Annotated in this window: 19 protein-coding genes; 2 read left to right on the plus strand and 17 right to left on the minus strand. The window is 40.6% G+C overall.

Annotated features, from left to right (window positions below; all coding sequences use genetic code 11):
- The first annotated feature begins 190 nt into the window (after positions 1–190).
- Positions 191–3,808: a vitamin B12-dependent ribonucleotide reductase gene (locus LEP1GSC195_RS05865; RefSeq protein WP_040506468.1), complete on the plus strand. Its 3,618-nt coding sequence runs from the start codon at positions 191–193 to the stop codon at positions 3,806–3,808.
- 253 nt (positions 3,809–4,061) lie between these two features.
- On the opposite strand, the gene gspN is transcribed toward LEP1GSC195_RS05865, so the two are convergent.
- Genes gspN through LEP1GSC195_RS05935 form a run of 14 tightly spaced genes read right to left on the minus strand, consistent with a single transcriptional unit; the run spans position 4,062 to position 17,452 of the window.
- Positions 4,062–5,024 (minus strand): type II secretion system protein GspN, encoded by a 963-nt coding sequence (gene gspN / locus LEP1GSC195_RS05870; RefSeq protein WP_015681779.1) that lies wholly within the window; start codon positions 5,022–5,024, stop codon positions 4,062–4,064.
- Position 5,025: 1 nt separating this feature from the next.
- Complete coding sequence (locus LEP1GSC195_RS05875) at positions 5,026–5,550, minus strand: hypothetical protein (protein ID WP_015682004.1); 525 nt, start codon at positions 5,548–5,550, stop codon at positions 5,026–5,028.
- A complete protein-coding gene (gene pilM / locus LEP1GSC195_RS05880) occupies positions 5,550–7,172 on the minus strand; it encodes a cell division protein FtsA (RefSeq protein WP_015680846.1) in 1,623 nt (540 codons plus the stop codon). Before pilM ends, LEP1GSC195_RS05875 begins: the two co-directional genes overlap by 1 nt.
- Positions 7,173–7,174: 2 nt before the next feature.
- The gene (locus LEP1GSC195_RS05885; RefSeq protein ID WP_232227711.1) at positions 7,175–8,275 is read right to left on the minus strand and encodes a type II secretion system minor pseudopilin; all 1,101 of its coding nucleotides are present in this window, start codon (positions 8,273–8,275) and stop codon (positions 7,175–7,177) included.
- Positions 8,238–8,882 (minus strand): type II secretion system protein GspJ, encoded by a 645-nt coding sequence (locus LEP1GSC195_RS05890; protein ID WP_040506470.1) that lies wholly within the window; start codon positions 8,880–8,882, stop codon positions 8,238–8,240. The genes LEP1GSC195_RS05885 and LEP1GSC195_RS05890 overlap by 38 nt, the downstream gene beginning before the upstream one ends.
- On the minus strand, positions 8,882–9,409 hold the full coding sequence (locus tag LEP1GSC195_RS05895; RefSeq protein WP_040506472.1) for a prepilin-type N-terminal cleavage/methylation domain-containing protein: 528 nt from the start codon (positions 9,407–9,409) through the stop codon (positions 8,882–8,884). Before LEP1GSC195_RS05895 ends, LEP1GSC195_RS05890 begins: the two co-directional genes overlap by 1 nt.
- The gene (locus LEP1GSC195_RS05900) at positions 9,387–10,019 is read right to left on the minus strand and encodes a type II secretion system protein (RefSeq protein WP_156827639.1); all 633 of its coding nucleotides are present in this window, start codon (positions 10,017–10,019) and stop codon (positions 9,387–9,389) included. The genes LEP1GSC195_RS05895 and LEP1GSC195_RS05900 overlap by 23 nt, the downstream gene beginning before the upstream one ends.
- The gene (locus LEP1GSC195_RS05905; RefSeq protein ID WP_015680511.1) at positions 9,994–10,455 is read right to left on the minus strand and encodes a type II secretion system protein GspG; all 462 of its coding nucleotides are present in this window, start codon (positions 10,453–10,455) and stop codon (positions 9,994–9,996) included. The genes LEP1GSC195_RS05900 and LEP1GSC195_RS05905 overlap by 26 nt, the downstream gene beginning before the upstream one ends.
- 5 nt (positions 10,456–10,460) lie before the next feature.
- The gene (locus LEP1GSC195_RS05910) at positions 10,461–11,687 is read right to left on the minus strand and encodes a type II secretion system F family protein (protein ID WP_015681287.1); all 1,227 of its coding nucleotides are present in this window, start codon (positions 11,685–11,687) and stop codon (positions 10,461–10,463) included.
- 4 nt (positions 11,688–11,691) lie between these two features.
- A complete protein-coding gene (gene gspE / locus LEP1GSC195_RS05915; RefSeq protein WP_015680873.1) occupies positions 11,692–13,368 on the minus strand; it encodes a type II secretion system ATPase GspE in 1,677 nt (558 codons plus the stop codon).
- Positions 13,365–15,128: a type II secretion system secretin GspD gene (gene gspD, locus LEP1GSC195_RS05920; protein ID WP_015681389.1), complete on the minus strand. Its 1,764-nt coding sequence runs from the start codon at positions 15,126–15,128 to the stop codon at positions 13,365–13,367. The genes gspE and gspD overlap by 4 nt, the downstream gene beginning before the upstream one ends.
- 1 nt (position 15,129) lies before the next feature.
- Positions 15,130–16,041 (minus strand): hypothetical protein, encoded by a 912-nt coding sequence (locus LEP1GSC195_RS05925; protein WP_015682218.1) that lies wholly within the window; start codon positions 16,039–16,041, stop codon positions 15,130–15,132.
- 29 nt (positions 16,042–16,070) lie between these two features.
- The gene (locus LEP1GSC195_RS05930) at positions 16,071–17,069 is read right to left on the minus strand and encodes a peptidoglycan DD-metalloendopeptidase family protein (protein ID WP_040506477.1); all 999 of its coding nucleotides are present in this window, start codon (positions 17,067–17,069) and stop codon (positions 16,071–16,073) included.
- A 17-nt stretch (positions 17,070–17,086) separates the two neighbouring features.
- Positions 17,087–17,452 carry a type II secretion system-associated lipoprotein gene (locus tag LEP1GSC195_RS05935; RefSeq protein ID WP_084597425.1) on the minus strand — a complete coding sequence of 122 codons (366 nt, stop codon included), beginning with the start codon at positions 17,450–17,452 and terminating at the stop codon, positions 17,087–17,089.
- Positions 17,453–17,572: 120 nt separating this feature from the next.
- Here LEP1GSC195_RS05935 and LEP1GSC195_RS05940 point away from each other — a divergent pair, with 120 nt between their 5' ends.
- Positions 17,573–19,018: an ATP-binding protein gene (locus tag LEP1GSC195_RS05940; protein WP_040506478.1), complete on the plus strand. Its 1,446-nt coding sequence runs from the start codon at positions 17,573–17,575 to the stop codon at positions 19,016–19,018.
- Here LEP1GSC195_RS05940 and LEP1GSC195_RS05945 read toward each other — a convergent pair whose 3' ends face one another.
- From LEP1GSC195_RS05945 to LEP1GSC195_RS05955, 3 genes are all read right to left on the minus strand, one after another.
- Complete coding sequence (locus LEP1GSC195_RS05945) at positions 19,019–19,219, minus strand: hypothetical protein (protein WP_002987385.1); 201 nt, start codon at positions 19,217–19,219, stop codon at positions 19,019–19,021.
- Between the two features lie 103 nt (positions 19,220–19,322).
- The gene (locus tag LEP1GSC195_RS05950; RefSeq protein ID WP_015681340.1) at positions 19,323–19,670 is read right to left on the minus strand and encodes a YraN family protein; all 348 of its coding nucleotides are present in this window, start codon (positions 19,668–19,670) and stop codon (positions 19,323–19,325) included.
- A 29-nt stretch (positions 19,671–19,699) separates the two neighbouring features.
- Positions 19,700–20,887, minus strand: a complete 1,188-nt coding sequence (locus LEP1GSC195_RS05955) for an HD-GYP domain-containing protein (protein ID WP_015680686.1) — start codon at positions 20,885–20,887, stop codon at positions 19,700–19,702.
- Positions 20,888–20,921: the final 34 nt, after the last annotated feature.

Genomic DNA, 20,921 nt, shown 5'->3' on the forward strand with positions numbered 1-20,921 from the left:
AGGTCGCTAGGTCAACGAAAAAAAACATTCAGAGTTTACAGAAATATTGAAAAAATTCTAAAAAATCAGTCTTCCTTAGCTGAAAAAATGGATGTTTCCAACTAAAGATTCCCTTATTGTGACATAATCCTCTCCACTCCTGGTAGGGGAAAAAATAGAAATTGTATATGTTGTTGTAGATGGGGTCTGCATGAAAATTGAGAGGCATTTTACCAAAGGGAATAAGGGTTTGTACCCGAATCTTACTTGGGTCCGTAAGGATTCTAAAATTACGAATACTGACGGGTCAGTTGTATTTGAGGCTAACGGAGTCGAAGTTCCGGATTTTTGGTCACAGGTAGCAACGGATATTCTCGCGCAGAAATACTTTCGCCGAAAAGGTGTTCCCAAATATCTTAAAAAAATTGCAGAAAAAGGAATCCCAGAATGGCTACAACGTTCGGTTCCTGATGATGAAAAACTCTCCGCCCTCAATCCAGAAGACCGGTTTGTAGGAGAATCTGATTCCAAACAAGTGTTCCACCGCCTTGCGGGATGTTGGACTTATTGGGGTTATAAACACGGTTATTTTACTGATGAAGATAGCGCTCGTGTTTTCTATGAAGAAGTTATTTTTATGCTCGCAAGCCAAATGGCTGCACCCAATTCCCCACAGTGGTTCAATACAGGACTCCACTGGGCTTATGGAATTGATGGAAAGTCACAAGGACATTATTATGTGGATCCAAAATCGGGAAAACTTGTAAGATCTGCCTCTTCTTACGAACACCCACAACCCCATGCATGTTTTATCCAATCTGTGGATGACGATTTAGTCAATGAAGGGGGAATCATGGACCTTTGGGTTCGTGAAGCTCGTCTTTTTAAATATGGATCGGGAACAGGAACCAATTTCTCAAACTTACGTTCCGCCAATGAACCCCTCTCTGGTGGTGGTAAAAGTTCAGGCCTAATGTCTTTCCTTAAGATCGGTGACAGAGCCGCTGGTGCGATCAAATCTGGGGGAACCACTCGTCGTGCGGCGAAGATGGTTTGTCTTGATATGGACCATCCAGACATCGAAGAGTTCATCGATTGGAAAGTACAAGAAGAGAAAAAAGTGGCATCCCTTGTCACAGGATCCATTCTTAACAATCGCCTCTTAAACGATATTATGGGAGCCTGCTCTGCCGCCAAACAAACACTTGGTGAAGAAGCATACGACCCTGCTGCCAATGTGGATCTCAAAAAAGCGATTCAAAAAGCCAGAAAAGCATTTGTTCCAGACAACTACATCAAACGAGTGATCGACCTTTCCAAACAAGGTTACAAAGACCTGCTCTTTGAAGAATTGACCACTGACTGGCAATCCGAAGCTTACAACACTGTCTCTGGACAAAACTCCAACAACTCTGTGCGGATCACAAATGAGTTTATGGAAGCAGTCGAAAAGGACCTCCCTTTTAATCTCTACTTCCGAACAGAAAAAGAAAGAGCTCGTGCTGCGGGTCGTGAAGCAAAACCTTCCAAAACCCTGCGGGCACGTGACCTTTGGGAAAAAATTGCCAATGCCGCTTGGAACTCTGCCGATCCTGGAACACAATATCATAGTACGATCAATGAATGGCATACTTGTCCAGAAGACGGTGCCATCAATGCATCGAACCCATGTTCAGAGTATATGTTCCTCGACAATACAGCATGTAACTTGGCATCCGCTAACCTTGTTAAATTCTTAAAAGAAGATGGAAGCTTTGACGTTGAAGGATATCGTTACTTAAACAAAGTTTGGACCATCATCTTAGAAGTGTCTGTGCTTATGGCGCAGTTCCCTTCCAAAGAAATTGCAGAACTATCCTACAAGTTCAGAACCTTGGGACTTGGTTACGCAAACCTTGGATCTCTTCTTATGATCATGGGAATTCCTTATGATTCACAAGAAGCGATGGCTGTCACTGGTGCAATCTCTTCGATTATGCATATGTCCTCGTATGCAACTTCGGCAGAAATGGCAAAAGAACTCGGACCATTCGCTGGATACGAAAAAAACAAGGATCATATGCTCCGAGTGATTCGTAACCATAGACGTGCCGCTTACAATGCTCCGAAAGAAGAATACGAAGGACTGACCATCACTCCTGTGGGAATCAATCCATCATTTCTTCCTTCTTACTTACTCGAAGCAGCAAAAGAAGATTCTGACCGAGCTTTGGAACTTGGGGAATTGTATGGATATCGCAACGCCCAAGTAACAGTGATTGCCCCAACAGGAACCATTGGACTTGTGATGGACTGCGATACCACAGGAATTGAACCAGACTTTGCTCTAGTGAAATACAAAAAATTGGCTGGTGGTGGGTATTTCAAAATCATCAACCAATCCGTTCCTGCTGCCTTGAAAAAACTTGGTTATAGCCAAGCCGAACAAGATGCAATTGTAAACTACTGTAAAGGTCATGCTACTTTCAACGGAGCGCCAGGTGTAAACACGGCTCGTTTGAAAGAAAAAGGTTTTACAGAAGATGTATTGGAAAAACTAGAAAAACAACTTCCCTTTGTTTTCGATATCCAATTTGCATTCAACAAGTTCACGTTAGGTGAGGATTTCCTTTCAAAAACATTAGGAATCGATGCAACTGTTTACAACTCTATGAGTTTTAACCTTTTGGAAACATTGGGATTTTCGGCAGATGAAATTGCACAAGCAAACGATTATGTTTGTGGAACGATGACCATCGAAAATGCACCTTTCATCAAAGAGAAGGATCTAGCTGTTTTTGATTGTGCAAACAAATGCGGAAAATACGGAAAACGATTTTTATCTTATCAATCACATATCCGAATTATGGCTGCGGCTCAACCATTCATTTCGGGTGCCATCTCCAAAACGATCAATCTTCCCGAGGAGGCAACCATCGAGGATGTGAAAAATGCATACCTCATGTCTTGGAAAGTGATGATCAAAGCAAATGCACTTTATCGTGATGGATCTAAACTTTCACAACCACTGAACTCCGTATTCCAGTTGTTAAGTGCTGTGGGTGAAGAAGAGGAAGAACTTCAAACTTCTTCTGCTCCAAAATCGGTGACTGAAGTTGCAGAAAAACTAGTGTATAAATACATTGCGGAAAGGAGAAAACTCCCACACCGTCGTGCAGGTTACACACAAAAAGCTATGGTGGGTGGTCACAAAGTATACCTTCGCACAGGAGAATACGAAGATGGCCAACTCGGTGAAATCTTTATCGATATGCATAAAGAAGGAGCGGCTTTCCGTTCTCTTACGAACGCATTTGCGATTGCGGTTTCCCTTGGCCTCCAACATGGAGTTCCATTAGAAGAATTTGTAGAAGCATTCACTTTCTTCAAGTTTGAACCAAATGGTATGGTTTCTGGCAATCCTCATATTAAGATGTCAACCTCTGTGATCGATTACATCTTTAGAGAACTTGCCATAACCTACCTAGGACGATACGACTTGGCACAAGTATCACCAGAGGATCTAAGAACTGATGAAGTAGGAAGGAAAGCAGAACCTGCAAAGGATCTAGTGGGAAAGCAGGAAAGTAGCGGGTTTCGTGCTCCGCTACAAGTGGCACCCATTTCTATGAAGTCTGTATTGGAAGAAAAACCGGAACCGGTGGCTGTGGCTGGTGGCACTCAACCAACGGCAGCACAATCAGCAGCGGCAACTCTGAAAATCATTGGGGAAGCTAGAACGAAAGGGTATACAGGAGATTCCTGTACCGAATGTGGTTCCTTCCAAATGGTTCGTAACGGTGCTTGCCTCAAATGTATCTCTTGCGGATCCACGACAGGTTGTTCGTAAACTAACTCCACAATAAGAACCTAACTCTAATTTCAGTTTAGGGTTTGGGTTCCATGGAAAAAAAAAGACCTAAACTTTTAGTTTAGGTCTTTTTTTTATCTAAACATCATTGGCAAATTTGATAATCAAAAATCGAATTACATGGTGAAAAAAAAAACAATTCTATAAATAGAAACAGGAAGGATCTCTGGATAATTTCTACCTATTTCTATTTCTTAATCACTCATAGAATCAGAGACTTAAGTAGGGTAAATTAGGGAACAGGCGCCGGTTCAATGGATGTATCCTCTGCTTTTGGACCCGCACCACCTAACTGATTCAAGTTGGGAAGATCCACTTTAGGAGACGAAAAAGTACCGCGGATCGGGATACAAGTTTTCCCCCCTTCCTGCGGAAGTAAAGCCACCATACCAACTAAGTCTTGGCGTTCCTGGGCAAATTTTTCAGTCAAAGTGAAACATACTTTTAAATCTAACTGAGAATAGGCGAGAGTATCCGAAAGACGTACCACACCTTGAAATTGGAATTTGGCAAAAGAAGACTCCAAACTTCCTTGTTCCAGGAGCAATTTACCGGAACGAATTTTAAAAACAATATTCGCCTTACGAATGTCAGTTCCTTTTAGGCTACCTAAAAAGGGGATTTCTGCTGATTCTTTAATTTTTCCACCGGATAGGTCAATTTCCCCTTCCCCATTCCATTTAGTTATTTTATCATCTATTGAAGAAAGACGAAGAGGAATGTCCAAAGTTTGGATACTTGCGGCCCATTCACTTCCTTCAAAACTAAAATATCCAATGTTTGCATCCCCTTCTAACCTAGACTGGAGAAGACCCAGAAGAGATACTCCCAAACTAATCTCTTCTGCTTTAATCGAAGTACCAGAAGGGAAACTAGCAACAAAACTATCAAAAGATTTTCTCCCAATCATCGGGAAATTGATTTCTTTTGCATCCATAAAGATACCGGTTTCTTTACCTGTCTTGATCAAAACGGATCGAAAAATTTCGCTCAACGGAAATATGAATAGAGTAAATATAAAAAAAGAAAGAATCGCAACGGCAACAAGTGTAAACACTTGATTACGATTTAGTTTGGAATGTTCTTCATCGCCATCTTCATCAAATAAATCACCATCGTCTTCTAGAAGACTTTCTTGAACCTCTTGGTCTTCTTCGTTAAGGAAATCTTCTTCCAATTCAGTTTCTTTTGGCATATTATTTCCCTTTCGACAAACGACTATAAGATGAAACTTTTAAGTTCACATCATAGATTTCTTTTTCAGCAAATGGCTTTCGAAAACTGAGTAAGTCTACTTTTGCCTGAATTTGTTTGTTTTTTTCAATATCATATACAAGTTTAATAATGTCCTGCAAAAGTACAGAGCGAAACGATACATCGATTGTAATTTTATTATAATCCTTTTGGATGACGTTACTTGTGTCCTTCATTGTTTGGACTTTGTCTTTCAGATTATATCGGACCAAAATCTGATCGAGTTTGGAATACATTACACTTACGTCTTCTTCACTTCCACCAGATTGTAAACCGCGCAAATAATTATACTCTCGAATCACGCGATCAAGTTCTGTTGCCTGAGTTCTAGTTTCGAAAATTTCGTCTGTAAGACTATTTCGCAAATCAGAAAATAAAGTGATAATAGTATAAATCCCAAGTAAAGCTACAAAGCTAATTAAACCAGTGACTAAAACACGTTCTCTATCATTGAGCCGATCAAACATTACGGTTCATCCTTAGGAGTCACAACATCCATTTTGATTTTAAAACTGACTTTGAATTTGTTTACTCCAGTGATCAGTCTTTTGTTCTGAATCTGTATATTGGTAAATTTTTCGGATTTTTCTAATGCAGATTGGATGGTTCCAATCTCCCCAAATTCATTCACCCGCCCATAAATTTGGATTTCCTTTTCTTCGAAATTAAACTGATCCAAAATAAAGGGTAATACTTCAGGCGAAGGAAATTGTTCGGTAGCTTCGTTTAATACATCTAAAACACTTTCCTGTGAAAGAAACAAACGATAGATTTCGGTTTTCTTTCGTTCTGCTTTTAGTTTTGCATTAGCTTGCGAAAGAGGATCTTCATCTTCACCCAGCTCTCCACCAATTCCATTTTTGTATTTTTCTAATAGAACTTGTTTGTTGGCTGCAATTTTACGTTTATCCAAAATGATTCCGATAATAAAAACTCCGAACAACAGCACAAAAGAAATACTTACGAGAATTAGGTGAGGTTTAAATGCAGATAACTTAAAACGGTTGGTATGGATTCTCTTTGCAAATCCTGTTTCCAGAAAATTGACTCTATTGCGGGATTCAAAGTGTGTTCCTGTAGCAACTGCCGTCACAAAACTTGGATCCGCAATTCCTAAAAATTCATATCGGCCAGTTTTGATTCCTAATTTTTCTTCCAAATAAGCAGTAAGACCAGGGTATAAACTAGCTCCCCCAGAGAGTAGGATAAGACTTGGCCTTTCTGTTTCAGGAAGTGAGAAGATACTATTTTCTACTTCATGGATCAGTTGTTCAATTTTTGCTAATATAAACTTTCGAAGGGATTTCCATTGGGTAGCAGTGATATGAAATCTGGACAGAAAGTTTGTTTCTTCTGATTTTTCGATTGTATCAAAAAGAAATCCAACGGGCAGTGATTCTTTGAGTTTCCTTGCATCTTCTAATTCGATTTTTAGTAGATTGGCAATTTCCAAACTCACATCTTCACCACCAATATAAATTTGGCGGGTATGACGAAGTTTTCCTTCAAACAGGATATTAAGAATACTATATTTTCCCCCAAGATCTAGTTGGAGTATGGTTTGTTCTGCAAGTAACAATGGATAGTTTTTTGTTACCAAAGAAGAAAGGGCAAAGGAATCCAGTGATAAACAAGATAAGGAGAGATCCCCCTTCGCGAAGGGCTTTAGAGCACGCAGAAGTTCAGAATGGTGAACATTGAAAGAAATGACATCAGAGTTTTCTTTATTCGATCTCCAAGTTTTGCCAATGACCTCCAGTTCCTCCATAGGATAGGGAACTAAATTTTCAACTTCAAAAGGTAATACTTCTTGAATGGCTTTTTCGGAAACCAAAGGTACAGTAAGGTCACGAACAAAAAGATTATGGATTCCTAAATTGAGAAGGAATCTGTTTTCTTCTGGAAAAAAACTTTGAATGAAACGAATGATATTGTATTCGAAGGGATCCCCCTCTGATTCGTCCAGTTCTACTACTGGAAGACTCTCGGTTCGAAGGATCACCACTTTCCCGAGTACCTTTTTAAAAAGGACTCCTTTTAGAAACGTGGAACCGTAATCGATAGCTAGGTATTGGTCAAATGATAACATAATTAATCTTCAGTATAGTATAACATCTGGTTTTTGGTTAGGTCAAAAAGACCAGAAACCTTTCGAACCACTTTATCCTTTATAATCCCAACCCCTGTGATTTTATAAACTTCGCCCTTGGTTTTAATACGTCCACCAGAGACATCTGTTCCCTCTCCTGCCAGCTCCTTATACAGAGTTAAATCCCCTGTTGTTTTGACTTGGAACTCAGGTTCGGTCTCCAGATCTTTCAATTCTTTAATATAGCCTCCTTTCTGCAACTTGAGTTTCAAAATTTTCATAGCGGCCTGTTTGGTCATAAAATCAGAAAGGGAAATGAGGACAAAATAAGGTGCCGTATTGATATTGATCCGATCGTCGTAGGAATCACCCGCAGGAAGGTAAGCAGTAATATTATTAGAGAGCACATAGTCTTTATCGGAACGAAGAGCTCTTTCCTCCTCTGTCATAAAGTCCTTGGAATTATTTTTATCATAATCTTTCGGCTTCAAACTTTCGTAGACTACAGACCTATCAAATCCTTTGACCCCTAAGAGTTCCGAGAGGGAATACAACGGAGCATTTTTGATTTTCCTGGGTGGAGAAAGCCGATTGTAGTAGTACTGTTCGGCACCCCCTCCCGTTTCCTGATGGTTTTCATCGATCCAATCCAAAATCGGAAAAATCATCTCTCGTTTTAATCCAAACTGGTAAAAGAGACGAGTGACCATTTCAATGGTTCGCTGGTTTGGCTGATCGTCATAAATTTTGACAAGGGAGTTTATATTGATTTTGCCGTCTTCCGGACTCATTGTGTAATAGATAACGCCACCCCCTAACGGAATCGGTGGTGGATCCATAGCCAGACCTGACTGGTATAAAACTTCTTCCGGGATTTTTTTTAAGGCGCCCACTGCCCCCATAAACCCGGCTTTTGCGAGCATATGAGCCCTAAATCCATCGGCTTGAGACCGAGCCACTCGGTACTCTGTAGCTGCATCTTCAAAGAATTTAGATGCGGTAAATAAAGAGGCAGTACCAATGGCCATCACAAGGAGATAGACCATAAAACCGCTTCTAGCTTTTTTATTTGAAGAGAATGACTGGATGCGCAAGCGATTCATATTTAACAAAAGCATTCCCCACTAGTGATATAATTTCAAACCGAATGAGCCTTGGAATTTTTTTCGTTGTTCGGGAATTCCAATCATCTACCCATTTGTCTCCACGTTCAGAAAACTTCATTTGAAAACTTTTTACATTCTCAAGTAATACGTGTTCCACGCCACCCTGAGTGGGGAATGTATCTATCATTTCATCTTCTCGACGGATAAGATACGATAATCCTTCCATTTTTGGATTGGGCATCTTTCGTAAATAAAAGGAAACTTCCCGAACCGAAGCTTGTCCTTCTTCTTCCGAATTCGGATTGGCCGTGGCAAATACAACCCGATCATTTCTAGTTCCAGTGACACCGTCTTGTTTGCCAACAAACAAAATTCTTTTTTGGTTATCGATATAGTAGGTACGAGCAAGTGTCCCTCTGATATTCTCCATAGCATAAAGAATGTCTTTTCGGTTGGCACCTTTGCTCGAAGCACCTTTTTTAGAGATTTTATTCGCAGTATAAAATACAGAAAAAATACCTGTGAATATGACTGCCATAATCATAACAACGATAGAGATCTCTACCAAGGTAAATCCGCGTCTATATCGCGAAATCGCTAACATCAGTATTTTGTGCTCCTGAATGTTTCGACACTAAAGGTTTCTTTTTTATTCCCATCCATATAAAAGATAGAAACTTTGACACGAAATACTTTGAGGACTCCTCCTGTCTCAAAGCTCTTTTTTTGACCTCTTTTTTTCATTAGGTCACTGAATCCGACGTCTTTATCACCTAACATATCTTTTGGTGCTTTTTTACGCAGTGCTTCAGCATTAGGTCCACCTGCAAGTTTGAGAAGGTCCATTTCTTCTTCTTTAATTTCGGTTTCAAAAGTATAACCAGGAAATGCTTCGATCGATCCGCGAGATGTGTCTGTTTGCATGGTAGTGGAAGAATCCACTTGAGCCATTTTGATTTTTGCTAAATGTACTGCATTGGCAAGTAACACGGCTTTTTTCTGATAAGAAATTCCTTCCGCAATAAGAGAGTATGTATAAGTCATCACCATCGCAGCCATTGCCATCGCAATAGTAACCTCAAAGAGTGTAAAACCAGAGCGATTTCGTTTACTTAGATTGAGGTTTTGCATTGGAATCTACTTGTTCATCTCGTTCATCGAGTCCGTAAGAAATCTTCTGAATGGGACTCGTTTCTGGTTCCGGAAAGTATTCCGTTTTGTGGATTTTGAACTTACCACCATACCGATAAATTTGAATGGTTCTTTTAATTTCTGTATCAGAACCAACATATAAAAATAAATCCGTGGTAGTTCCTTGCGGAGTAAAAACGATGTGTAGTTTTCCTTCCGACCTCGGTTTACCAGCTAAGTCCCTTACTTTAACAATTTTTGAATAAAACGGAAGAGTAACTTTTTTCAATATCGCTTCTTCTTCCAATCCACCTTCCTCTCTTTTTAATAGAAAAAACTGGTAATTTCGTTTTTCAAAATCATATTTGAATAGAACTGCTTGGTTGGTTAATTGTGCTTTGTTGTATCCGAATTTAAAGGATTCTTGCAACTTAACAGAAATATCTTCTGTGGAAGGAATGATGAGGTTACGGAGGGTTCCACCAACAATTACCATGAGAAGGCCAAGGATGGAGATCACAACGACGATCTCAATTAAAGTGAGACCATCGCGTAACTTCCGCTTGGTTTTCAGAACCGGTATTTTATCGGAAAGCGGCCGGGTAATCATCCGGTGAAAGGATATTAAAATCTTTAGCTTTTCCTTCTCCACCTTCTTTTTTATCGTCACCTAAGGTCACAATTTGAGGAACAGCTCCTTCAAACTTTAACACGTATGGTGTTTTCCACGGATCTTTTAAAACTGCTTTTTCCCGAATGATAGGTTCGTAATCGTCACCGATTTTATCATCATCTGGTTTCTCAATTAAAGCCTGCAAACCTTGTTCTTCCGAAGGATATTTATCATAAACTTCTAAATACCTTTCTAGTGCAGTTTTGAGTACGGCACTGTCATTTTTCAGCTTCAATTTTTTTTCGCCTTCACCCCGGTTTCCGATACTGGAGTAAAGAATCGCCATAAGAGAACCTAAAATGAGCATTACCACTGTAATCTCAATTAAGGTGAGTCCCTCACGAATCTTTCCGTGTTTCCCTTTAGTTTTCATAAACTCTACATCCCCTGGATTTCTTGAGTTAGTTTGTACATTGGCGTCATAATCGCCGCCATAATGGTAAAAATAATTCCACCCATTACAATGATCATCATTGGTTCTAATGATTGGGTCAAAGATTTTATTGCCGTGTCGACCTCGGATTCGTAGATTTCCGAAAGTTTATTCATCATTTCGGGAACTTTGTCAGAGGCTTCCCCGGCACTGAGCATTCCTAGCACCATTTGCGGAAGGACCTGCGACCCTTGTAGAGAATCAGAAAGTTTCCCGCCTTCTTTAATTTTGACTATAGCACTTTCAATTTCTTCTTTAAAAACTGTGTGTCCGACAACGTCAGAAACAATATTTAAAGATACAATCAGGGGAACCCTGTTCATAAGGAGGATAGATAGGTTCCTTGCAAAATTGGAAACTAAGATTTTACGGAGTAAGGTTCCGATCACAGGTAACCTTAAAAGAAATTTATCCCAAGTTTTTTTCCCTTCCCCGGAACTTTTCCATTTCATAAATCCAAGAAGGCCACAGGCAATCGCACCTAGAATAAAAAACCAATAGTTTGTTAAGACATAAGATAAAAAAATAACACCTCTCGTAAGAAGGGGAAGCTTTGCATCAAAGGAAGCAAACAACTGTTCAATTTGTGGAATGACCACAACAAGTAAAAAAATCGAAACACCTAGAGATAACAAACCCATAATCATGGGATAAATCATTGCCACTTGTACTTTTGATTTTAACTCAGAAGATTTTTCTTCCAACTCAGCTAACCGGTGCAAAGTATTTTCGTAATTTCCTGTAGATTCACCGACAGAGATCAAACTGGGGTACTGGTCAGGGAACACAGTTTTGTGTTTTTTCATAGACTCAGAAAGGCTCATACCCTCAGTGATGTCGGCCCGCATCTCAATCAAAACTTTTTTGAAATAGATGTTTTCGACTTGGTCAATGATCGAAAGTAAACATTTGTCTAATGGAATCCCAGCCCCGATTAGTGTTCCCAACTGTTTACAAAAAAGCCCTACATCTTTCCTAGGGATTCGGTATAATAACTTTGATAAAAAAGGAAAAAGTTCCCTTTCTTCTTTTTCACGATCTTCCTGAATGGAGCGAACATAAAGACCTTTCGCCTTTAGTTTGTTACGTGCTGCCTGAAGATTGACAGCATCAATGATGTTCTTTTCTTCTTTGCCTTTTCTGTTAAATGCAACGTAAGTAAAAAGTGGCATAAAACTATGATACCCGGAGTACTTCTTCCGGCGTAGTCACACCTTCAATGACCTTAAATTTACCGTATACAGGAAGTGTTGCGAGTCCATTTTTAATCGCAAGTTCTTTGATTCGATTGGAATCAGCACCCTGCAAAATGGCTCGTTTGATTTCATCATTCATTATGAGTAGTTCATACAAACCCGTTCGCCCTTTGTATCCAGAGTTTAGACAGGAGGCACAACCTTTCCCGCGGTAGAGGACACCATTTTTTAATTCTTTTCTCTGGATTCCAAGACCTGCCAAATCTTTGTCGGTTGGTTTATAGCTTGTTTTACAATCTTTACAAATGACTCGTACGAGCCTTTGGGCCATAAATCCAAGGACGGAACTTGTAATTAAATATGGTTCAATCCCCATATCCACAAGTCTTGTCACAGCAGCCGAGGCATCGTTTGTATGGAGTGTAGAAAATACTAAGTGACCTGTGAGGGATGCTTGGATCGCGATCCTTGCGGTTTCCTCATCCCGGATCTCCCCTACCATTACCACATCCGGATCTTGACGAAGGATGGAACGAAGGCCCGCCGCAAAGGTAAGTCCAATTTTATCGTTCATCTGCATTTGGGAGATCCCATCCATCTGGTATTCCACCGGATCTTCGCAAGTGATGATATTGCGTTCTTCTGTATTGATTTCAGAAAGTGCAGAGTAAAGCGTTGTAGATTTACCGGATCCCGTTGGCCCCGTTACCAGAATGATTCCATAAGGTTTATAAATGAGTTCTTTAAAATCTTTTAGGATTTCTTTATTAAAACCCATAGTTTCTATCGAATACTTTTGATCTGTTTTATTGAGAATCCGCATTACGATTCGTTCGCCAAATTGACATGGAATGATAGAAACCCGGACATCCACATCCTTTCCCGCTAACCGGAGTTTGATCCGACCATCTTGCGGCAAACGGTTTTCCGCAATGTTCAGATTTGACATGATTTTGATACGAGTGGAAATTCCCGCCAAATAAGACTTAGGTGGATTCAAAACTTTTTGCAAAACTCCATCCACACGATAACGAACAACCACTGATTTTTCAAAAGGTTCTACGTGGATATCCGATGCTCGTTCGGAAACAGCTTGTGATAAAATTACATTCACCATCTTAATGATGGGAGCTTCGTTCGATAGATCAAGCGCATCGGATTCGAATGCATCCGAAAGGTCCCCAAAACTCCCATCCATCTCATCCATCATCTCTTTGGCTTCGGCAGTGGTTTTGTCGAACTGAGAATGAACAATCCTCATGATTTCGTTTTCTGTAGCGAGAACGAACTGGATTTCGTATCCTTTTAAGAAGGAACGCATATCATCCATAGGATGCAGGTCTGTGGGGTCAGAGGTAGCAACGATTACTTTTTTCCCTTTGACGGATACGGGAACAATTTTAGAACGTTGGACAAGTTTTAAGGGAATTTTCCCAAATACTTCTTCATTGGCAACAAACTCAAGTTTGTCGATAAAATCCATCCGATGCAGTTTGGATAAGGCTTTTAAAATGTCAGTTTCAGAAGCGAGACCTTTTTTCTGAATGATATGAGTGATAGGAAGATTTGTTTTTTCCTGTTGTTTGGAAATGTCTTCGAGATCCTTTATAGTAAGGATCCCATCTTCTAATAGAATTTGACCTAAACTCTTTCTCATCGCAGTTTCTTTTCTCGTTCGTCGACCATCCTTTCTTGTTCATTTTTCTTTTGGATGGTGATACGATCCGATTTGTCTCGGTCGTCCAGAATATGTGGTGTTAAAAACACCATCAAATTGGTTTTACGATTTTGATTGGTGGTTCTGCGAAAAAGGGTTCCGAGAAGAGGAATCTCCCCTAAAATCGGGATTTTTTGCACTTTCTTCTGTTTGTCGTTGGAGAGGAGTCCCCCAATCACAATCGTTTGGATGTTGTCCACAACAATGGTTGTTTTGATATCTCGTTTGTTAAACGTTGGGTTTCCCCCCGTTGCTTCGGAAGAAATCCCTGCTACGTTTTTTATCTCTTGGTAAAGATCTAGAGTGATTCGATTGTTTTTGTTGATATGAGGAGTGAACTTGAGTTTAATCCCTGTGGGACGATATTCAAAGTTTGCCACAGTCACGGCATTGTCCCCACCAAGACCGGCGTTACGGTTTTGCGTTCGAACGGGAACATCTTGTCCCACATTGATTTCTGCTTCTTGGTTGTCTAAGGTCAAAATTTGTGGTGCTGACAATACATTGAAGTTTTCATTGGTGGAGTTTGCATTTAAAATACCAATGATTTGTTGTCCCCCACGGCGAATGAATCCAAGGGAAAAACCAGAAAGAGTGTTTACGTTGGTAGGACGACCATTTTTATCTATCACTCCCCCTTGTGCCGCAAGACCCGTGTTAAACTGTCCATAAGCCAACTCTTGGTAACGCCAATCGATACCAAAATCGTTTAGGTCAGTGGAACTAAGCTCTACTATGAGCACTTCGAGTAACACCTGCTTTCTGGGCGTATCTAAAATCTTAATAATCTTTTTGATTTCTTCCCATTCTTGAGGACTCGCTGTTACAATCAGAGAGTTGGATTCTTTGTGAGCCACTGCCTTGATTTTATCTTGTTTGCCAGGAACTTTTGCAGGCTGTGCTACGATCGGTTGTGGCGGTGCTGCCGGTTTGCCATCAGGACCTGGTTCTCCAGGAGGTCCCTGTGTGGGAGCCGTAGGTGCATCGGGCATATCTAATTTCACTAAAATGGCAGCCAATTTCTCTGCTTCATTGTATTCTAATGTATAAATATGAATGTCACCCGCAGAAGAAATGGATCCAGGACCATCGGCCCGAACATCCAAATTATCAACTAACTTGAGTAATTTGTTGATGTCTGATGTGGAACCGGAAAAAATCAGAGTGTTTTGATTTTTTGGAATGATGATATCAGTATCTGGTGATGTTACGCGCTTGAGGATAGGTTCAAGTTCTGCAGCATTCGAAAATTCTAAAGGAACAATCTGAGTAATCGTTTTGTTAAGTGATACATCCGCTTCGGAGACTGGGTCTTTACCTATACGAACTATGGGTGACTTGGCAAGGGCATCTTTGATTTTAACGACTTTGATAAGATCGTTTTCTTCAATAAGGCCAAACCCTTGTGTTTCTAAAACGGATTTCATAAATCCATAAGCGTCTTCAATTTTTACTCGTTTTTGCGAGATGATGGTAATCTTTTTTCCTTTCACAGCATCATCGATGAGAATGTTTCGTTTGATGATGGCACTCATTCCCATAAGGAAATCTTTGAGTTCTGTATCTCTCCAATCAGCAGTAAAACTTGCAGGTTCTGGAGAAGATTTGGCCTTTGGTTTTCCTTTCTCTTGGGAAAAGCTAGGAGTGACAAAGACATACAGGCAAATACTGAGTACTACTAAAGGAAGACGATTTCTCATTTTAATTCCGAATGATAAATTCATATGTGATTATTTTGCCTTGTCTCTCTAAATCCACTGTAATTTTCGGAGCTTGTTTAATCGAACCCCAAATTTCCAACATTTTCTCTGTTTCGTTGAGTGGCATTCCATTAACTCTTTTGATAATATCCCCACCGCGAGCACCGAGGGAATAAAATACATGGTCTTTTGCCACCTGATAGATCTTGTAACCCTCGATCTTTCCGTCTACCAAATGTGGGCCGAACCTTGCATTTTTATAGATAGTATTCGGATCTTTCAGTTTGCGATTCACATCCTCACGGGAAAGAACTTTTTGGACAGTTTGGCTAGAAGGCCCTAAATTAGAAACAGCTGCTGCATCTTTCGGACGAATTCGTTCTTTGGCTTGGGCCGGTGTTTCGCCGATGTTCACTCGAAGGCTAAGGCCCCCTTTTTTTAATACAACATAGTGTTGTTCGATAGTTTGCACTTTATACCCACCAACCATCTCACCTGTGCCATACTCTTCGGAATCGTTATTTTGTTTTTCCCGAATGGTCACTCGAGCAAAAGACCAATGTCCAGACAGAGTTCCCGTAACCAACATTTGGTCATCGTCCCCATTGTCCTGGGCAATCTCTGGATCGAGAGGTGAGCCATCTGCCCCTCGTTTGGTGGCGTCATTGGGATCAAAAACTTGTCCACGAATCAAATTACCTGTGACAATATCTTCATAGGTACTCACAGCCAAAATGACTTCTTGGCGCATTTGTTTGGGCCGAGTTCCTGCCACACCAATCCCTGTTTCTGTGGAAAACAAAAGAAGTAATACTAACTTTAGTAAATAGGCGAGAGAAAAGGAAAAAAGTAAAACCGCGGGAATCAACGTCAAAAACTGACTCGATTGGATTCTTTGAAGGATTAAATTCATGCTCCCCACAAATCGGAGGTTTGCTCCAATTACATTCCGGCTACTTCAGACTTGGGAAGTTTGGTGACTTGTTTTTCTGTCATACTTAGAGCTGATTCAGGATTCATTATTTTCCCGTTTCGAAACACTTCAAAATGGAGATGCGCCCCTGTTGCCGTTCCTGTCCGTCCGACAAGAGCAACCACACGACCCATCTTCACCGTTTCCCCAACCTCAACTAAAATCTGGGAACAGTGGGCGTAAACCGTTTTATAACCATTTTTGTGTTGGATGGTGACTGAATTTCCATAACCACCGTTACGACCAGTAAAAACCACTTCTCCATCTGCGGCAGAAAGGACCGGAGCCCCTACCTTAGCGGCAAGATCAAGACCCGTGTGATACACGCGGTTGTATTTATTGAAAGGATCGACTCTTCTTCCGTACCGAGAGGTCACTCGGCTTTGAGGAACCGGCATAATAAAGATTTTTTTAAGAACCACTCGGGAGGAAGATGCATTCTTCACTTGCACCGGAACTTCCAAAACCTGGCCAATCTTGAGTTGGTCGCTCGTTAGGCCGTTGTGTTTTTTTAGTTTTGTTAAATCGATAGAAAAGGAACGAGCAATCTTGGATAGATTGTCTTTCTTTTGTACTGCATACTTTTTTAAAATAATTCCAGATTCGTGAACGACAGTATTACTGACGACAGGTGATACATCAATGTATTTGGGCAAATCAAGAGAAGCAAGCTCCACTTCTTCCTCTTCTCCAGAAGAATTAACGCCAACAGAAAACAGTTTATGGATTTCGGATTCTTGTGATTGAGAACCAAAAAGGCGAAACATCCCAGATTCATTTCCTGGAATGGACTCATTGATTTCAGAATGAATTTTTTGAAAAGGATTGGCCACAATCTGAGTTCCAGAAAGAACAAAAAAGGAAACCATGACCAACCGGAAGATCTTCACTTTTAGAATATCGGGACTGGGGGGGAAGAATCTTGAACACGAAACAAAGAAAGAATTGAAACGAACAAACTGCGACAATACAACATCCCTAACCTTTATTTCTTTTTTTTGACATTGGATTCAACCAGAGTGAATTTTTTACCAACCCACTCATCGACATCTTCCAAATCATACTGCTTTTTCTTAATATCATCATTGATGATATAGGCTGCCAATTTTCCCACAGAAGACTCTCTAGACTCTGCTATGGGGTAAACCTTCAATTTCAAAAGAGAAGGAGTGGATTCGATATAGATCTTAACCAAGGTTCCTTTCTTCCAAACTTCCGTTTGAGAGAATTTGATCTCCTCTTGTAAGGCATACGTCTTTCCGTCATAGTATTCATTGATTTCCCTTAATCTTTCCTTTTTGATCAACCGTTGGGAACAATGACTGAACGCAAGGAGAAGGACGAGGGGAATTACACGAATGATACTACAATTCAAAGCAAACTCTGAGGAAAAGTCACCATGATGCCTCAATTATGAAAAGTCTTTTTTATTTTTTGGCCCAAAAGAACGGATTCGTTACCAAATCAACCTGTGATCCCCAAACGCGCAGAAGTTGGAAGCTTGTTATACGAATGGAATGGAACCAAAGAAATCCAGGTAGAAGTGGGAATCCGAAGGGGGCTTCCGGGGTTCCAAATCTTAGGTTGTGCTTCTCTCTCTACAAAAGAGTCCAGAGATCGTATCCGTTTGGCCCTGGAGGCATCTGGATATCTATTCCCACTAGAAACCATCATCATCAACTTAAAACCGGCGCATATCCCCAAACGGATGGTTTCTTTGGATCTGGCCATAGCCGTAGGAATCTTAGTGGCAACGGACCAAGTCCAAATTCCCGAGGGTAGGATCTTCTTTTTAGGCGGACTCGGTTTGGATGGATCGGTTCTCGGGGGGAAGGAACTTCTACCCTATCTCTGGCAAAATCGAGACAATGCAGATGTTTCCTTCTGCCTTCCTAAGTCCTTACAAGAAGATATCTTACCTGCGGGCCAATATTACTTTTTGAATCATTTAGAAGGACTCCAAAACCTCAGTGGGTCCTCACCTGACAACCGCGAGGTTGCCACCCCTCCTACCGATCCTCAAACTTGGGAAAGGGTATTTTTGGATCCCTACCAGATGAAGACCTTCCAAGGGCTTTTGTATGCCCTTCTCGGCAAACACCACAGTCTGTTATTGGGAAGTCCAGGTTCTGGGAAAACGATGCTCCACAGAATGTTGGAACCTTTACTCCCACCGAAAGAAACGAGAGACCAAAACGACCAAGGAATCTGGACCTCTGGTGGGGACTTTGAAATCCCCACACGGAAACGTCCTTTCCGTACACCGCACCACTCGGCTACCGAAGTGGGACTTGTGGGTGGAGGTCTTCCCTTCCAACCAGGTGAAATTTCCAAAGCTTATGGAGGGATACTTTATTTAGATGAAGCTTTGGAATTTAAAGATCGCATTCTGGAAAGTCTTCGAATGCCCATGGAAGATTCGTATTTAGAAATTGTTCGGATGAATGAAAAGACAAAACTAAAAACCGATTTCACCTTGATGTTGTCGGCAAACCCCTGCCCTTGCGGAAACTACCATAGCAATCATATCTGCCATTGTTCCTTACAAAAAATTCGTCTGTATTTGCAAAAAATTAGCGGTGCATTTTTAGATAGGATCACCATCTTTCAAACGTTATTCGAAACAACGAATGAAAGGTGTATTAAACTAGAAGAAGTCAAAATCAAAGAAATTCTATCAGAACGATTTGCTTTTCGAAATACTAGATTGGTTCCGGAAGGGGAAGAACAGAGAATTCAAAAAATTTTAGATACAAATCCCCAAACCAAACAACTCTCATTAAGAAAGAAAAAACAAATTGTCTCTCTAACAAGAACCATTGCTGATTGGGACCTCTCCTCCCGAACAAAGGAAGTACACATCTGGGAGGCGGTGGAGTATTGTATCGGTTACCAGTGGATTTATAGCCTAGGGTAATTATTTCGAAATAAAATGTGAGATTTCCATTGCAATTTTATTGATCGCATAATCCATATAAGCTGGATCATCTATCTTTTTTTTGTAGTTCTCAAATTTCTTCTGAATGGTAGAAGCCATTCCCCTTTTCCGGAGTAATACCGGATCTGGACCAAATTCGTCGGTTTCTGCCAAATTTCCAAAAATACTAAATTGTCTCATGCGGTTACTTCCTTGTAACAATCAAACTCTCATCCTTGAGAGCGTTTTCCCTTAAGGGATACATGACCAATCGGCCCGGTACAAAAATCCCTTGATGAAGTATTTAGAAGATTGACGAATAAAAACGAACTTCCTTTTTTTCAGTGATATGGATCAAATTAAACGAAGGTGTTAGGTGATAAAAGGCAGGAATTTCCTTTAGTAAATAGTAATATACCTTCCTCATTCGGCTACGTTTTGTCTCATGAAAGCACTCAATGGGATGAAATCCGTTACTTTCGTTCCAGGCCTTCACCTCTGAACAGTATAGAACCCCGTCCTTAAAACTGATTATGTCCAGTTCCCCAAAGGCCTTTCTATAATTCCGAAAAAGGATTGTGTGTCCTATGGAATTTAAATAACTTGCGGCCAACCCTTCGCCAATGCGACCTCGTTCTGTTTTTTCTCTCATCTGACAGATCCAGATTTACCAAAGAGCGTTTAATAAATCTGAGAAAAGGGAATGGCTTGTTGGATATAGAGATTGAGATCCTTCATTAGATCTACAAACTCCAAGTGTTTAAGGCGATTACCTTCGGCATCTTTTGTCACTCGAATGACGGGACGTAGAGGTTTATCTTTATTGGATTCAATGACCATACCCATTCTTAGGTCAGAAAGAACCACTCCGGACCCCACAGGAAACATAGAAAGTTTATTTAAAAACAGCCTTACCATTTTTAAATCGAAACGATTCACATTTTCGCTAATCATGATCTTCATCGCTTCGTATGGAAGGATGGCTTGCCTATACGGCCTTGGATGGATCATCGCCGCAAATTGGTCTGCAATCATAAACACTTTTGTGAGTTCTTCAATTTGGTTCGCAAGAATCCTCTGCGGATACCCAGAACCATCTACCGCTTCATGGTGTTGTAAAGCAACGATCGCAAGAGAGTTTTTTAACTTCAAACGTTGGGTGAGAATCTGGTAACCAGTCACCGGATGGCGTTTGATGGTTTTTAGATCTAGTTCGGAAAGGGCTCCTTTTTTTTCGGACACTTCTTCGGGAACCGTCACCATTCCGATATCCGCAAAAAGAGAGGCCAGCGCCAAATCAATCAGTTTGGGTCTAGAAAACTCTAAAAAATTTCCAAGCATCACCGAAAAAAAAGTCGCATAACAGATGTGAGTGTATAGATAATAACCGGAATGAGAATGAGATAAAAGTAATATGGGGATCTGTCCATTGGCTTTGGTATGGTCGGCAATTCGTTCTGCAATCTCTCGAAATTCACGAATCTCCGTATAACGACCTTCGGACGCAGACCTATAGGTTTTCTGAACCAAATCAAAACAATCTTTAAAAACGGCGTTAAACTCGACCTTAGTTGTATTCGTTTTTTCTAATAAATACTTAAAACGCGTAGAGTTTACATCATCCTGGTAAAAAGGAAGGTTTGTATCGAAGTATCCTGGTGCGGTACCAGCCACAGTTTTGTCCTGCCCATCCGCTAAAACCTTTTCTCCATCAGTAAGAACAAAGGTAATCCCAAATTGAACCAATCGGTCTAAATCTTGTTGTGTGATGGGTTGGTCAGCTCCCACAAAAACAGTGTCTTTGTCGAGGTAGATTGACTTAGTAAACTTCGAGCCAGGTTCTAAGTCACGTATGGAGATTTTCCGCATAATTGCGTAAATCCTAGTAGGAAGCGTAGAAACT

This window comes from Leptospira wolbachii serovar Codice str. CDC, from assembly GCF_000332515.2.
In the GTDB taxonomy this organism is placed as follows: domain Bacteria; phylum Spirochaetota; class Leptospiria; order Leptospirales; family Leptospiraceae; genus Leptospira_A; species Leptospira_A wolbachii.

Coding starts and splice junctions, on each gene's coding strand:
- LEP1GSC195_RS05865 (WP_040506468.1), top strand. CDS start 191: ATGAAAATTGAGAGGCATTTTACCAAAGGGAATAAGGGTTTGTACCCG.
- gspN (WP_015681779.1), bottom strand. CDS start 5,024: ATGCCAAAAGAAACTGAATTGGAAGAAGATTTCCTTAACGAAGAAGAC.
- LEP1GSC195_RS05875 (WP_015682004.1), bottom strand. CDS start 5,550: ATGTTTGATCGGCTCAATGATAGAGAACGTGTTTTAGTCACTGGTTTA.
- pilM (WP_015680846.1), bottom strand. CDS start 7,172: ATGTTATCATTTGACCAATACCTAGCTATCGATTACGGTTCCACGTTT.
- LEP1GSC195_RS05885 (WP_232227711.1), bottom strand. CDS start 8,275: ATGAATCGCTTGCGCATCCAGTCATTCTCTTCAAATAAAAAAGCTAGA.
- LEP1GSC195_RS05890 (WP_040506470.1), bottom strand. CDS start 8,882: ATGTTAGCGATTTCGCGATATAGACGCGGATTTACCTTGGTAGAGATC.
- LEP1GSC195_RS05895 (WP_040506472.1), bottom strand. CDS start 9,409: ATGCAAAACCTCAATCTAAGTAAACGAAATCGCTCTGGTTTTACACTC.
- LEP1GSC195_RS05900 (WP_156827639.1), bottom strand. CDS start 10,019: ATGATTACCCGGCCGCTTTCCGATAAAATACCGGTTCTGAAAACCAAG.
- LEP1GSC195_RS05905 (WP_015680511.1), bottom strand. CDS start 10,455: ATGAAAACTAAAGGGAAACACGGAAAGATTCGTGAGGGACTCACCTTA.
- LEP1GSC195_RS05910 (WP_015681287.1), bottom strand. CDS start 11,687: ATGCCACTTTTTACTTACGTTGCATTTAACAGAAAAGGCAAAGAAGAA.
- gspE (WP_015680873.1), bottom strand. CDS start 13,368: ATGAGAAAGAGTTTAGGTCAAATTCTATTAGAAGATGGGATCCTTACT.
- gspD (WP_015681389.1), bottom strand. CDS start 15,128: ATGAGAAATCGTCTTCCTTTAGTAGTACTCAGTATTTGCCTGTATGTC.
- LEP1GSC195_RS05925 (WP_015682218.1), bottom strand. CDS start 16,041: ATGAATTTAATCCTTCAAAGAATCCAATCGAGTCAGTTTTTGACGTTG.
- LEP1GSC195_RS05945 (WP_002987385.1), bottom strand. CDS start 19,219: ATGAGACAATTTAGTATTTTTGGAAATTTGGCAGAAACCGACGAATTT.
- LEP1GSC195_RS05950 (WP_015681340.1), bottom strand. CDS start 19,670: ATGAGAGAAAAAACAGAACGAGGTCGCATTGGCGAAGGGTTGGCCGCA.
- LEP1GSC195_RS05955 (WP_015680686.1), bottom strand. CDS start 20,887: ATGCGGAAAATCTCCATACGTGACTTAGAACCTGGCTCGAAGTTTACT.